Below are 13216 nucleotides of genomic sequence, written 5' to 3'. Positions count from 1 at the left end.
ATGCCGTTCATTCGCGAATCGATCATCACCACGGTCAACGAAGCCGGCGACGTCCACATCGCGCCGATCGGCATCATCGCCGAGAAGGACGGCTGGGTCATCGCGCCGTTCCGGCCGTCGATCACGCTCGACAATCTCGCCGAAGTGCCGTTCGCCATTGCCAATTACACCGATGACGTGCGCCTCTTTGCCGGCTGCCTGACCGGCCGCAAGTATTGGCCGACCGTTGCCGTCGACGGGTTCCCGGTACCGCGGCTCGCAGCGGCGCTCGCGCATTCGGTCCTCGAAGTCGAAAGCGTGGATGACGACGCCATGCGGCCTCGCCATTTCTGCCGCGTGGTGCAGGAGGAAACGCATGCGCCGTTCACCGGCTTCAACCGCGCCAAGGCGGCGGTGCTGGAACTGGCCATCCTGGTCAGCCGGCTCGGCATGCTGCCGCGCGACAAGATCGAGGCGGAAATCGCCTACCTTTCGATCGCTATCGAAAAGACTGCGGGCGAGGGCGAAAAAGAAGCCTGGGACTGGCTGATGCAGCGGGTCGGCGATCACCTTGCGGCCGAGGATGCCAGCGGCGAGGATGCGCGGGGCTGAACCGGATATGCTGAACCTGGGTAAGCGTCCGGGCCGACGTGGTTTAGCATAGTACACGGTGGCGGTGATCTCAAACGGCGGTGTTCGACCCTTTGCGGTCATTGAGCCCGGTATGCACGATGACCGGAATGGGCACGAATGCTGACTGGCAGCTTTGAGGCTCGGATTATAAGAAGCGGCCCTTCAGCCCCCCGCGGGTACCGACGTGATCTGACCCCAATCCGACCATTCCCGCCGCACGATGCCGCCCGAAAGCCGACATTCAAAGGATCCAGCGGCCAAGCGCAGGTTCCCGGAACCGACTCATGAGTGCGCGCGCCGTTTATCCAATCATGTGAGCCACTGGCATGCCCCCAGCGCCGGGCTTGGCCATCAATTCGCAATGAGGTCAGAGATCGAGGCAAACGGTGCCTAGCGGCCGGCTGCAGCAAGCCAGCACATAACCAGCCGCCTTCTCTTCAAGGCTGAGTCCTCCAAGGTCGTCGATCACGACGTCACCTGAGAGCTTGACCGTCCGACAGGTTCCGCAAATGCCCTGCTGGCATGCGGTAGGGATGTAGAGGCCGCTATTGCGCGCCGCATCGAGCAGAGTCTCTCCAGGCGCACACAGGTGCTCCACGCCAGACCGGGCGAAACGGACACAAGTCGGGCCAGCGGCAGCCGATTGAGGAGCCATGGAATTGCCCACGGCGCCGCCGAAACTTTCCTCGTGATACTGGGAGGGTGCGATGCCGATCTCCGCGACACAGGCCCGAACCGTCTGCATAAACGGCTCGGGGCCGCAAACGTAAGACGTGCGCTGGTGAAGGTCCGGAGCCAGCCGCAAGAGCATGGGGCCGTCGATCCGACCCTTAGGGCCCTGCCACGCCGAACCTTCCTGGCTGCAGATGAAGCTTACATCGACATTGGAGAATCGCGCGGCGAGCGCCTCCAACTCGGAGCGGAAGGCGATGTCGTCCGCCGTCCGAGCGCAGTGAATGAAACGGATGTCATGGCCAGATGCCCGGTCGGTTAGCGCCCGCAGCATCGACATAACGGGAGTGATGCCGCTGCCGCCCGAAAGGAAAAGCGGCTTCTCGGATGGTAGATCGTCGAAGTTGAAACGTCCGACCGGCCCTTCGATTTCAATGTTGTGGCCCGGCCGGAGATTGTCGTGAAGCCAGTTGGAAACAAGCCCGCCCTTCACCCGCTTCACCGTGATCTGCAGGTCGAGCGGTCGAGTCGGCGGCGACGACACCGAGTACGGTCTCGTTACCCGGGTGCCGTCGATTGTCAGGTTCAGCACTAAATACTGGCCTGCACTAAAGCTGAACATGTGGCCAGAAGCAGCTGAAAAGACGAATGTCTTAACGTCGTGTGTCTCATCGATGACGCGCCGGCAGCGCACGAACTGTCTTGAGCTCTCCGCCCATTGCCGTTGACGCAGCGCTGGAGCGAAATCGGTGGCCGAAAAGGGAGCGTGCGCGTTCATGATTGGACTCTGCTTGACCCGACCAGAATGGCAGCCGGGATACTTTCAAAAAAGCGGCAGATGTCGGCTTTACAATCGGATATTTCGATCTAGCTTTCCATGGACATAACGGCCAGATGGAGCGCGCGAATCCCTCTACGGATGATCGGCTCGTGTTTGCGGCGCGCCAAAATAGCGGTGTGAACCGGCTGTTGAAGCGCGGGCGCGCCCTCGACCACAAAAGACGGCCGCTCGGCGGTATACCGCCGAGCATCGTCACTGCGCATATAGCAAGTGCCACCCATGCGCCGCAGCATCGCTTCGGCGAGCGTTTCCGAGCCCATCGAAAGACGGCCTATCGCCAATTGCGGCAGCGCCTCGGCGTGGGCTTTTTCAAGCGCGACCGTGTAGCCCGGCCGGATATACGTATCCGCGTTGACCTCCGACAGGATCCTGGCCGTCGTAGACACCATCACATATTCTTCAACCATGAGAGGATCGTAGGAGATTTCAGGGAGGTATCGGGGCGCGTAGACCACAGCAATATCGAGGTTTCCCAAGCTCAAGTCGGAAATCATCTGCGGCGAGTAGTCGGACTCTACGTGAATTGACGATTTCGGCAGCACCTGGAACAGAGTTTCCACCCAACCCGGCAATATCGATCGCGTCATCCCGACCTGCGCAGCGACGCGCAAGGTGCCCTCGAACCGGTTGAATGCCCGAACGTCATGGCGGGCCTGAGACCATGTCGACAGCATCGCGCGCGCATAGGCTTCGAAACGTCGCCCCGCCGCGGTCGGTTCGGCGCCGGCGCGTCCCCTCAGGAAGAGCTCCGAACCGATGGCCTGCTCTAGGTTCCTGATGCGGGTACTGACCGTCGACTGCGTAACCCCAAGACGATCGGCCGTACGGTTGAAATTTCGCGACTCCATAATGTCGAGAAAGGTCTCAATGTGATCCAGCTGCATGTGGCCTCGCGATCGTAAAATCCGATCGTATTACCTCAGATCACAAGCTTGATCAAATAATTCCCAAGGCGGAAGCTGCGGTTGAAGAAGCCGGCTGGGTTAGCCGGCCTGCCGCGCCAGGGGAGTTGGTTAGGGTGTTCATAGTCGATTGCGATTGTCACAATTACTGGTCGAGCGCTACGGTGCTCGAGCCATATCTTTCCGGCGTCTGGAAAGACATGTTCACAGAAGGCGAAAAAACTGGTCCGAGAGGCGCCTTCCCCCACGGTCACCGTCCGTGGTTTCACCCGCAGGATTTCTCCCGGAAGGACGTCAGGCCCGAGACGGAGGCCGACAACTATCTCGTCATGAAAGAAAAGCACCTCGACAAATACAATGTCGGAGCCGCTATCCTCACCGGCGACGAGCCGATCGAAGCCTCCACGCTAGCCAATCCCTATTACGCAAGTGCACTGGTCAGCGCCTATAACGACTACCAAATCGCCGAATGGCTTCCCAAAGACAGTCGTTTTATGGGCTCCATCATCATCGCGCCGCAGGATCCGAAGCTCGCAGCAGCCGAGATCCGCCGCCTCGGCAACCATCCGCGTATGGTGCAGGTTCTGGCCTCCCAAGGCTCGGTCAAACCCTACGGTGATCCGTTCTACCATCCCATTTTCGAGGCTTGCGCCGAAGTCGGGCTGCCATTCGCGATCCACCTGGGCGGCCATGGCGGCATCAACTGGAACGCGGTGGCACCGGCTCCCACGACCTTTTTCTGGGAGACGCACGCTATTCTTCACATGTCGGCCTTGTCGCATGTGGCTAGCATGATCGCGCATGGCGTTTTCGAAAAATGGCCGGACCTGTATTTCGTGATCATCGAGTGCGGTGTGGCCTGGGTTCCATCGGTATTATGGCGTCTGGACGCAGATTACAAAGCGCTGCGCAAGGAAACGCCGTGGCTGAAGATGCTGCCCTCGGAGTATTGCCGGCGCAATATCCGCTTTTCCACGCAGCCGCTGGAGCAGCCCGCGAACATACAGCATCTCTGGTCCACTCTCGAAGCGATGGACGGCGAGAACACGCTGATGTTTGCCTCCGACTACCCGCATTGGGATTATGACGATGCCAACACGCTGCACATCCCGCCTGCCTGGAGGAGCAAGATCCTGGGGTTGAATGCGCTCGAGGTCTATAAACGCATTCCCCGCACGCAAGCGGCTAATGCCGCCTGACGGGAGCAGACAATGGCTGAGAAAACATACATCTGCCGGGTCGACGAAATCGAGACCGGAACTCCCTACATCGCCAAAATCCGCAGCCTTTCAGTCGGGGTTTTCCGCATCGGAGATTCATTCCATGCGTTGCTGAACGTTTGTCCGCACCGAGGCGCTCCGCTTTGCGAGGGACCGCAATGCGGAACCACGGCGCCGGTCGACCAAGCGCAGTTCATCTATCACCGCGAGAACGAGATCGTGCGCTGCGCCTGGCACGGTTGGGAATTCGACATAAAAACCGGTGCGGCCCTGGTCGATCCGGGCGTACGTGCCCGAACATTCCCGGTCACGGTGGAAGCTGGTGAAATCTATGTAACGGCGTAAGATTTGTGTCGAAAACGCTGAAAATCGAAAGGAGGCAAATCGGCTGAATCCGCCAGATCTGCTCGATAATGCCAACAACAAGAATGCGGGAAATCCGCAATGGGAGGAAGCAGTGTCAGAATCTGAATATAAACTCCGCCTGGCGCAAAACCTGATCGGCCGCGGCAAGGTTTCGCGCCGTGATTTCATCCAGCTCGGGCTGGCGGCCGGCCTGACGGTCGCCGCCGGCGACAAGCTCTTCGTGACCGTGGCGCGGGCCGAACCGCAGCGAGGCGGCTTCGCCAAGCTCGGCATGGCACATGGCGCGACGACGGATTCGATCGATCCGGCCGGCTATCTCGACACCTTCACGCAAACCGCCTTTTCGGGTGCCATGTCCAACAGCCTGACCGAGGTCGACGCGAAAGGCAGCATCCAACCGGACCTTGCCGAGAGCTTCGAGACCTCGGACGACGCGACGACATGGGTCTTCAAGCTGCGCAAAGGTGCGACCTTCCACAACGGCAAGACCGTAACAGCGGACGACGTGGTCGCCTCGATGCAATACCACATGGGAGTCGACACCAAATCGGCGGCGAAGTCGCTGCTGGAATCGGTGACCAATATCAAGGCGGACGGTCCGGAAACGATCGTTTTTAAACTAAACAGCGGCAATGCAGACTTTCCCTACATCATGAGCGACTATCACCTTGTCGTCATGCCTGCCAAGGACGGAAAGGCGGACTGGGAATCGGGCGTCCGGACCGGTGCCTTTATGCTTGAGAACTTTCAGCCCGGCGTCTCGGCCAAGCTCAAGCGCAATCCCAACTACTTCAAGAACGGCAAACCCTATTTTGACGAGGTGGAGTTTATCGCCATCACAGACCTCGCAGCGCGTATGGCGGCGCTGTCAACCGGCGAGGTGGATTATATCGGCCGCGCCGACCTGAAAACGCTCGGTATGCTGAAGCGCAAGCCGAATATCGAAATCCTCGAGGTCACCGGATACGGCCATTACACGCTGCCGATGAACGTGACGGTGGCGCCATTCGACAACCCCGATGTGCGCATGGCGTTGAAATGGGCCATCGATCGCGAGGAAATCGCGCAGAAGATCTTCCTTGGCCATGCAACCGTCGGAAATGACAACCCGATCGCACCGGCGATCAGGTTCGCCATCAATCCGGAGCCGCAGCACAAGTTCGATCCGGAAAAGGCGCGCTTCCATCTGAAAAAAGCGGGAATCGAAAATCTCAAGGTCGACCTTTCCGTCGCCGACGCCGCTTTCGCCGGCGCCGTGGACGCAGCCGCCCTCATCCGCGAGACGGCGGCCCAATGCGGCATCGATGTCAATGTGGTGCGCGAGGCCGAGGACGCCTATTGGGACAATGTCTGGCTCAAGAAACCGTGGTGCGCCTCCTATTGGAGCGGTCGTGCAACGGCCGACTGGATGTTCACGCAGGCCTACTCGGCCGATTCCAGCTGGAACGACACGTTCTGGAAAAATCCTCGCTTTAACGAACTGCTGATCCAGGCACGCGCGGAGACCGACGAGGCCAAGCGCTCCGCGATGTATGCAGAAATGCAGCAGTTGACGCATGACGACGGCGGCGCCATCGTCCTGGTATTCAACAATTTTGTCAGCGCCAAGTCCAAGAAACTGGCGCATGACGAGGTGGCGCCGAACTGGGAGAATGACGGACTGAAGATGGCCGAGCGCTGGTGGATAGCCACCGCGTGACGCTCGCCAGGCGAACTGCCCGCGGCGCGGGCGGTTCCCTGTTTTCAGGGGAAAGGCTCGAAGGTACCGCCCATGAACCCGGTCGTTAGAACGGTTCTGCAGCGCCTGGGCCTTGGCCTGATCACGCTCTTCATCGTCTCGATCATCATATTTTCGGCGATTGCCATGCTTCCGGGCGATTTCGCCAAGGCGATGCTTGGGCAATCTGCGACGCCCGAGACGGTCGCTGCCTTCCAGCGCGAGATCGGCATCGATCGTCCGCCGGTCGAGCGCTATTTCGCCTGGGTCGGACAGATCGTGCAGGGGGATTTCGGCTCTTCCTTCGCAAGCCGCACCGGCTACCGGCGCACGGTCGCCGAGATCATTGCGCCCCGGCTCTACAACACGATGTTCCTCGCCGTGATGACCGCCCTTATAGCGGTCCCTCTCGCGCTGGGACTCGGCATTCTCGCCGCTCTCTATCGCAACAGCTGGTTCGACCGTGTGGTGAACACGGTGACGCTGACGACGATTTCGTTCCCCGAATTCTTCGTCGCCTATATGCTGGCCTATCTCATCATCTCGCGCGACACGTTCATCGGAACCGAATTTGCACAATCCCTACCCGAGTGGCTCGCGTCTTCGATCAACTGGGTCCTGAACCTGGTTCCCAAATTTCCGACACTGGCGAATATCAGTGACCAAACGCCGTTCTGGGAGCACGTCTGGCGCGCAGCGCTGCCGTCCATCACCCTGACGCTGGTGATTGTTGCCCATATGATGCGTATGACGCGAGCGGCGATTATCAACATGCTGGCAAGCCCCTATATCGACATGGCGCGGCTCAAGGGAATGTCGCCAATGGCAATCGTTCTCAGACACGCCCTGCCTAATGCCTGGGCGCCCATCGTCACGGTAATTGCTTTCAACCTCGCTTATCTCATCGTCGGCGTGGTCGTGGTCGAGGTGGTGTTCGTCTATCCCGGCATCGGCCAATTGATGGTCGATGCGGTCAAGTCGAGGGATGTTCCGGTCGTGCAAGCCTGCGCCTTGATTTTCGCGGCAACCTACATCCTGCTCAACCTGACCGCCGACATCATTTCCATCGCCACCAATCCGAGGCTTTTGCACCCGCGATGACCAGTATCGAACACGCCGTGGCGGTTCCGAGACAAAGGCGCACGCGCGCCTCGCGGGTAAAAACCGCACTCAGAAAGGCTCCCTTCAGCGCCTGGTTCGGCATCGTGGTCATCCTTGGCTATGTCTTCGTCGCGCTGTCGGCGCCCTGGATAGCGCCCTACGGGGAAACGCAGGTTTTCAGCGAAGCCTTCGCGCCCTGGAGCCAGGAATTCATCGTCGGGACCGACCAACTCGGCCGCGACGTGCTCACCCGGCTGATCTATGGCGCGCGCAATACGGTCGGCATCGCTCTCGCGACTACGCTTCTGTCCTTCGCGGTCGGCGTCACTCTCGGCTTGCTGGCCGCGATGTACCGGGGTTGGCTCGACCAAATTTTGTCACGCGCGGTAGACGTGCTGATGTCGATCCCGAGCCTCATCTTCGCGCTGGTGTTGCTATCCATCTTCGGTTCCTCGGTCACCAGCCTGATCCTCATCATCGCCCTGCTCGATTCAACCCGCGTATTTCGGCTGGCGCGTGCGGTCGGGCTGAATGTTGCCGTCATGGAATATGTCGAAGCCGCGCAACTGCGTGGCGAAGGGCCGAGATGGATTCTGACCAAGGAGATCCTGCCCAACGTGCTGCCGCCGCTGATCGCGGAATTCGGTCTGCGCTTCTGTTTCGTTTTCCTCACCATCGCCGCGCTCTCCTTTCTCGGCGTCGGCATCCAGCCCCCGACAGCCGACTGGGGCTCGATGGTGCGGGAAAACGCCACCCTCATCACCTATGGCGACATCACTCCGCTCTTGCCGGCAGGCGCGATCGCCCTTCTCACGGTTTCTGTGAATTTCGTTGTCGATTGGTTCCTGCACACGACAAGCGGGTTGCGCGATGAAAAGTAAGGATTCTGGCCCACGCGAAAAGGGAACGAAACTCCTCAGCGTTCGCGACCTTCACGTCGAAGGGTTTTCCGACGAGCGCTGGCACCCGATCGTTCGCGGTGTGGATCTCTCGCTAAAGCGCGGTGAGGTTCTCGGCCTCATAGGCGAGTCCGGCGCCGGAAAATCCACCATTGGGCTTGCCGCGATGGGATATGCCAAGCCAGGTTGCCGGATAACGCAAGGATCGATCCTGTTCGACGGGATCGACCTCCTCGCCATGAGCGAAACCGCACGGCGGCGGCTCCGAGGCTCGCGCATCGCCTATGTCGCGCAAAGCGCGGCCGCCTCCTTCAACCCGGCCCACCGGCTCCTCGATCAGACCGTCGAAACGGTCGTGGCGCACGGGATCGCCAGTCGCGAGGCAGCGAATCGGGATGCCATCGAACTTTACCGGCGTCTTCACCTGCCGGATCCGGACAGCATCGGCTTCCGCTATCCTCACCAGGTCTCCGGAGGGCAGTTGCAGCGGGCAATGACCGCGATGGCGATGGCCTGCCGGCCCGACCTGATCATCTTCGACGAGCCGACGACGGCGCTCGACGTGACCACACAGGTGGAGGTCCTCGCCTCGATCCGCAAGATTGTCGAAGAGTTCAACACTGCCGCGATCTACGTCACGCATGATCTGGCGGTGGTTGCGCAGATGGCGGACCGGATCATGGTTCTGCGCCATGGCCGTACTGTGGAGGAGGCCGAAACACGCCAGATGCTTGCGGCGCCGGCCGAAGACTATACGAGGACGCTCTGGGCGGTGCGAAAGCTAGCCAAACCCGAAGTGCCGGCCGCGGACCATCTGCTCACGATCGATAACATCACCGCCGCCTACGCAGGGAAAGTCAAGGTTCTGCAGGATGTATCGATCAAGGTGCCGCGCGGACGGACGGTAGCGGTCGTCGGTGAATCTGGTTCCGGTAAATCAACGCTCGCCCGCGTCATCACCGGCCTGCTGCCGCCGGTCTCGGGCTCGATCTCATTTGCGGGGCATCGTTTGCCAAGAACACTGAAAGAGAGGCCCAAAGACATTCTGCGCCGCATCCAGATGATCTATCAGATGCCTGACAACGCGCTCAATCCGCGTCAGACCGTCGAGGAGGTCATCTCCCGGCCACTCGAGTTCTATCTCGGCCTCAAAGGGGCGGCGTGCGACCGCCGCGTTGGCGAACTCATGCACATGATCGAGATGGACGAAAGCTTCCTCGACCGTCTGCCGGGCGAACTCTCGGGCGGTCAGAAGCAGCGCATCTGCATTGCCCGGGCGCTGGCTGCTAATCCGGAGCTCATCATCTGCGACGAGGTGACCTCGGCCCTCGACCAGATCGTACAGGAAGAGATCCTGAAGCTTCTTATGCGGCTCCAACAAGAATTCGGAGTCAGCTACATTTTCATCACGCACGACATCGCGACGGTGCGGGCAATCGCAGACGAAATTGTCGTCATGCATCAAGGCAAAGTCGTCGAGCAGGGGCTCAAGACCGAAATCCTGACGCCGCCGCATGCTCCGTATACCGAACTGCTTCTCTCCTCCGTGCCGGAGATGGATCCAGACTGGCTGACGAAGCTGCTGGAAACCCGGGAGCGCAAGCGGGTCGGCGCGGCGAACTGAATCCCAACGTATTGACCGCTTGGCTCCAGTTCTCGCGCGAACGTCGGTTATGCCGCAACCGCGACGTCCAGAATGGTCGCAACAATGTCTGCTTTCAGGCAGTAGCAACGGCCATCTCAAGGGTCGAAGTGAGGCAATCCACGCCGGCAAACTCGTGAACCACGCGGCATGCTGCCGGTGCACCAGTGAAGCCAATGATCGAAAGTCTCATGCCGCGTTGGTAACTCGGCTGGAACTAAAGACGCCACCCGCCATGCCCCAACCCAACGCGGTTGATGTCGTTCGACCAGCCATCTTGCTGGTCGGGCTCTTAGTCGTATTGGCACTCGTGGTGGGCCACTAGAGCCCCGATGATGCCACGATGCAACAGCAGCTAGGACCGGCCATATTTGTTACGAATGGTGTCGATGTCGGATTGATCGCCCCGGCCTCGTCGTTCCAGAAAATGAAGGAGCAACGATATGTCTGAAAAGGAAGTCTTGTCTGTCATCCGGGGCCAGGAAGACGCAACTGCCAAGGGGGACGCCCGCGCCAACCTCGATGCCATGGATCCGGATGTCGTGGTTTTCGATCTGCCGCCGCCGCTTGCCTATCGAGGCGAACAGGCACGCGACATCGAAGGGATAAATGCTTGGTTTGAAACTTGGCGCAACGGCGTCACCGTTCACATGGCTGACCCGCAGCTCATGATCGACGGCGATCTTGCAGTGGCCTTCGGGCTGTCGCGCATGACTGGCATCAAGACCGATGGCACAAAGGTCGACTCCTGGAGCCGGCGAACCATCGTGCTAAGGCGCATCGCCGGTTCTTGGAAAATCATCCACGAACATGCCAGCTTCCCTATGGCAATGGACGGAAGTGGGCGCGCTGTGACGGATCTCTTGCCGTAGTTCCGGAACGCCTAACGTCCTCAACAGGGATGTCGGCTTTCACGCGGCAAGGGTTCGTAGGTGAACGGTCGATTTGGCGGCGCGTTGCTGACAGTCAGCCTTGCGGCCGTTGGCGGACTTGCGGCTTAGAGGCTGAATGTCAGAAGCGTTCGGGAGCCTATATCCATTCCCAAAATCGCACATTGAGCGCAACCAGCGGTTCTGACCCTAAGCTGCCGTTTCACCTTGGAAGTTCGGGCCGGGTGGGACAGCGGACGTTCCGCGATATCCAAGTCAGATCTTGCAGGAAAATGACAAAAGCCCGGAAGCAGTCGATCCTGGGTCGATCATGTCCTTGTCTGATCAGGGATTATGATGACATCGCTGCGTCGGCCGCCTCGGCGGCGCGCCGCCTCAACAGGGCATGTTCCCGCCTGTTGCCCGCCAGCGCCGCGGCTGCTTCGAACGCGGCGCGCGCCTCCTCGTAGCGGCCGAGCTTGTGGAGGAGGTCGCCGCGAACGCTCGGCAGCAGGTGATAGCCTTTGAGCGCCGGCTCGCGCGAAAGGCGGTCCACGATCACCAGCGCCACTTCTGGGCCCTCGGCCATGCCGACGGCAACCGCGCGGTTGAGGTCGATGATTGGCGAGCGCACGACAGCCACCAGCTCCGCATATAGTTCGGCGATGCGCGACCAGTCGGTATCACTTGCCGTCCTCGCCTGGGCGTGGCAGGCGATAATCGCTGCCTGTAGGGCGTAAATGCCCCCCGCTCCGCCTAATTCGCGCGCTCGCCCGAGCGCCTGCATCCCGCGCCGGATCTGGAGCTGGTCCCAGAATGCGCGGTTCTGGTCCAGCATGAGGATTGGCTCGCCCTCGGCGTCAGTACGAGCCGCCGTGCGCGAGGCGTTCAGCTCCATCAGAGCGAGCAGTCCATAGGCTTCGGGCTCGTGCGGCACGACGGAGGTGAGCACGCGGCCCATGCGAAGCGCTTCATTGCAGAGTTGGGGGCGCAGCCAGTCCTCGCCGCTCGCCGCGGTGTAGCCTTCGTTGAAGACGAGGTAGACGACCTCCAGCACCGAGGAGAGCCGCTTTGAGAGCTCCTCGCCGCTTGGGGTCTCGTAGGCCAGCCCCGATTCCGAAAGAGTTCGCTTCGCGCGCACGATGCGCTGGGCGATCGTCGCCTCCGGCAACAGGAAGGCCCTGGCGACCTCCTCGGTTGTCAGGCCGCAGATCATCCGCAGTGCCAGCGCCGCGCGCGCCTCGCGCGATAGTCGCGGGTGACAGGCGGTGAAGATGAGCCGAAGCAGTTCATCGCCTATGTCGTCGTCCAGGGCCGAGTCGAGGTCGGGCATTGCCTGCTGCTCCTCCTCCATGTCCCAGGCGATAATGTCGTGCTTGCGCTCGAGCATCCGGCTGCGGCGCAGATGATCCAGGGCCCGGCGCTTGGCGGTCGCCATCAGCCAGGCGCCGGGTTTTTCCGGAACGCCTGTGGCGGGCCACCGCTCAATGGCGGCCAGCAGGGCTTCCTGCGTCAAATCCTCGGCCAACGGCACATCGCGCAGCATCCTCGCCAGACTGGTGATCAGCCGGGGCTGCTCGATCCGCCACACGGCGAGGATCGTGCGATGGGCGTCGGCGACCGTCATGGCCGCCGACCGCGTCTGCAGGAACGTCGCCTCAAGGGCCGGCAAACGCGCGGACCTCGCACGTGCCCTCCCAATCCGGCATGAAATCCTTGTGGAGCTGCATGAACTCGACCGCCGATGCCACAGCCTCTTCCTTGTTCCGGAACTCCATGATCGCGTAGCCGCCGATGACCTCCTTCGCCTCGACGAACGGGCCATCGATGACGCTGAGCTTCCCATCGGCGATGCGCACCTGCGCGCCCATCGCGACCGGCGTGAGCCCGCCCATGTCGACCATGCGGCCGGCCTTGATTTCCCGGTCGGCGAGCTTGTTCATCGCCTCGATGAGTTCCGCCGTTGGCGGTCCGGCGTGGGCGGAAGTGACGAACGACATGAAGCGCATTTGAGAACTCCTCCTGAGGCGAGCCGCGGACGTGGTGGCCGCTGAACAGTCTCGCAAATAAGTCGACGAACCAGCCCCCGGCGGATCGACATGCGCTTTGAATAAAATCACGCCCGGGCTCTAAAGACGATGGGCGAGTGAACAGGGTCGATTGACCAACCCATCTAACGTCCAACGTCGTGAGTTCCGTTGCCGCGTTATTTTGGCGCCTAGGAGGCTGGTACTAACTTCCGCCAAGGGGTCGACTTCCGCCGTTGGACGTCCGTCAATTTAACGGCCGGTTCTGACCGATTGTGTTGAAGAAGTCGGTGATTAAGCCGGGCGTTCTTTTCGCCGCGACGAGTTGCGGTTGGGTCGAGGCGGCTC

The 13216-nt window shown here is 60.8% G+C and carries 12 protein-coding genes; 8 read left to right on the top strand and 4 right to left on the bottom strand.

Annotated features, from left to right (window positions below; genetic code table 11):
• Nucleotides 1-591 (top strand): DUF447 domain-containing protein, encoded by a 591-nt coding sequence (locus AC0L2Z_RS13440; RefSeq protein WP_473628251.1) that lies wholly within the window; start codon nucleotides 1-3, stop codon nucleotides 589-591.
• Between the two features lie 388 nt (nucleotides 592-979).
• Here the strand turns inward: AC0L2Z_RS13440 and AC0L2Z_RS13435 are convergent, their stop codons facing one another.
• Together AC0L2Z_RS13435 and AC0L2Z_RS13430 are read right to left on the bottom strand one after the other, a co-directional pair.
• Nucleotides 980-2062 carry an FAD-binding oxidoreductase gene (locus AC0L2Z_RS13435; protein WP_473628249.1) on the bottom strand — a complete coding sequence of 361 codons (1083 nt, stop codon included), beginning with the start codon at nucleotides 2060-2062 and terminating at the stop codon, nucleotides 980-982.
• An 89-nt stretch (nucleotides 2063-2151) separates the two neighbouring features.
• Nucleotides 2152-3009, bottom strand: coding sequence for a LysR family transcriptional regulator (locus AC0L2Z_RS13430; RefSeq protein ID WP_128166462.1), 858 nt, complete (start codon nucleotides 3007-3009; stop codon nucleotides 2152-2154).
• A gap of 134 nt (nucleotides 3010-3143) precedes the next feature.
• Here AC0L2Z_RS13430 and AC0L2Z_RS13425 point away from each other — a divergent pair, with 134 nt between their 5' ends.
• From AC0L2Z_RS13425 to AC0L2Z_RS13395, 7 genes are all read left to right on the top strand, one after another.
• The gene (locus AC0L2Z_RS13425) at nucleotides 3144-4226 is read left to right on the top strand and encodes an amidohydrolase family protein (protein WP_473522120.1); all 1083 of its coding nucleotides are present in this window, start codon (nucleotides 3144-3146) and stop codon (nucleotides 4224-4226) included.
• A gap of 12 nt (nucleotides 4227-4238) precedes the next feature.
• On the top strand, nucleotides 4239-4592 hold the full coding sequence (locus tag AC0L2Z_RS13420) for a Rieske (2Fe-2S) protein (protein WP_023797723.1): 354 nt from the start codon (nucleotides 4239-4241) through the stop codon (nucleotides 4590-4592).
• A gap of 112 nt (nucleotides 4593-4704) precedes the next feature.
• Nucleotides 4705-6312 (top strand): ABC transporter substrate-binding protein, encoded by a 1608-nt coding sequence (locus tag AC0L2Z_RS13415; RefSeq protein WP_473628247.1) that lies wholly within the window; start codon nucleotides 4705-4707, stop codon nucleotides 6310-6312.
• A 72-nt stretch (nucleotides 6313-6384) separates the two neighbouring features.
• Nucleotides 6385-7431 carry an ABC transporter permease gene (locus tag AC0L2Z_RS13410; RefSeq protein WP_023797725.1) on the top strand — a complete coding sequence of 349 codons (1047 nt, stop codon included), beginning with the start codon at nucleotides 6385-6387 and terminating at the stop codon, nucleotides 7429-7431.
• Nucleotides 7428-8312 (top strand): ABC transporter permease, encoded by an 885-nt coding sequence (locus AC0L2Z_RS13405; protein ID WP_023797726.1) that lies wholly within the window; start codon nucleotides 7428-7430, stop codon nucleotides 8310-8312. The genes AC0L2Z_RS13410 and AC0L2Z_RS13405 overlap by 4 nt, the downstream gene beginning before the upstream one ends.
• On the top strand, nucleotides 8302-9954 hold the full coding sequence (locus tag AC0L2Z_RS13400) for an ABC transporter ATP-binding protein (RefSeq protein ID WP_023797727.1): 1653 nt from the start codon (nucleotides 8302-8304) through the stop codon (nucleotides 9952-9954). Before AC0L2Z_RS13405 ends, AC0L2Z_RS13400 begins: the two co-directional genes overlap by 11 nt.
• Before the next feature lie 461 nt (nucleotides 9955-10415).
• Entirely contained in the window at nucleotides 10416-10844 is a 429-nt protein-coding gene (locus tag AC0L2Z_RS13395) for a YybH family protein (RefSeq protein ID WP_287396257.1), read from the top strand.
• 349 nt (nucleotides 10845-11193) lie between these two features.
• Here AC0L2Z_RS13395 and AC0L2Z_RS13390 read toward each other — a convergent pair whose 3' ends face one another.
• Together AC0L2Z_RS13390 and AC0L2Z_RS13385 are read right to left on the bottom strand one after the other, a co-directional pair.
• Nucleotides 11194-12468: an RNA polymerase sigma factor gene (locus AC0L2Z_RS13390; RefSeq protein ID WP_473628245.1), complete on the bottom strand. Its 1275-nt coding sequence runs from the start codon at nucleotides 12466-12468 to the stop codon at nucleotides 11194-11196.
• Nucleotides 12469-12499: 31 nt separating this feature from the next.
• Nucleotides 12500-12850: a YciI family protein gene (locus tag AC0L2Z_RS13385; RefSeq protein ID WP_027156019.1), complete on the bottom strand. Its 351-nt coding sequence runs from the start codon at nucleotides 12848-12850 to the stop codon at nucleotides 12500-12502.
• Between the last annotated feature and the right edge of the window lie 366 nt (nucleotides 12851-13216).

The sequence above is a fragment of the Mesorhizobium sp. WSM4850 genome (genome assembly GCF_055811735.1).
This window is presented reverse-complemented; position numbering and strand designations above follow the sequence as displayed.

Excerpts from the sequence above, each read along its gene's own strand:
- AC0L2Z_RS13440 (WP_473628251.1), top strand. The coding sequence starts at position 1 with ATGCCGTTCATTCGCGAATCGATCATCACCACGGTCAACGAAGCCGGC.
- AC0L2Z_RS13435 (WP_473628249.1), bottom strand. The coding sequence starts at position 2,062 with ATGAACGCGCACGCTCCCTTTTCGGCCACCGATTTCGCTCCAGCGCTG.
- AC0L2Z_RS13430 (WP_128166462.1), bottom strand. The coding sequence starts at position 3,009 with ATGCAGCTGGATCACATTGAGACCTTTCTCGACATTATGGAGTCGCGA.
- AC0L2Z_RS13420 (WP_023797723.1), top strand. The coding sequence starts at position 4,239 with ATGGCTGAGAAAACATACATCTGCCGGGTCGACGAAATCGAGACCGGA.
- AC0L2Z_RS13410 (WP_023797725.1), top strand. The coding sequence starts at position 6,385 with ATGAACCCGGTCGTTAGAACGGTTCTGCAGCGCCTGGGCCTTGGCCTG.
- AC0L2Z_RS13405 (WP_023797726.1), top strand. The coding sequence starts at position 7,428 with ATGACCAGTATCGAACACGCCGTGGCGGTTCCGAGACAAAGGCGCACG.
- AC0L2Z_RS13400 (WP_023797727.1), top strand. The coding sequence starts at position 8,302 with ATGAAAAGTAAGGATTCTGGCCCACGCGAAAAGGGAACGAAACTCCTC.
- AC0L2Z_RS13395 (WP_287396257.1), top strand. The coding sequence starts at position 10,416 with ATGTCTGAAAAGGAAGTCTTGTCTGTCATCCGGGGCCAGGAAGACGCA.
- AC0L2Z_RS13390 (WP_473628245.1), bottom strand. The coding sequence starts at position 12,468 with ATGACGGTCGCCGACGCCCATCGCACGATCCTCGCCGTGTGGCGGATC.
- AC0L2Z_RS13385 (WP_027156019.1), bottom strand. The coding sequence starts at position 12,850 with ATGCGCTTCATGTCGTTCGTCACTTCCGCCCACGCCGGACCGCCAACG.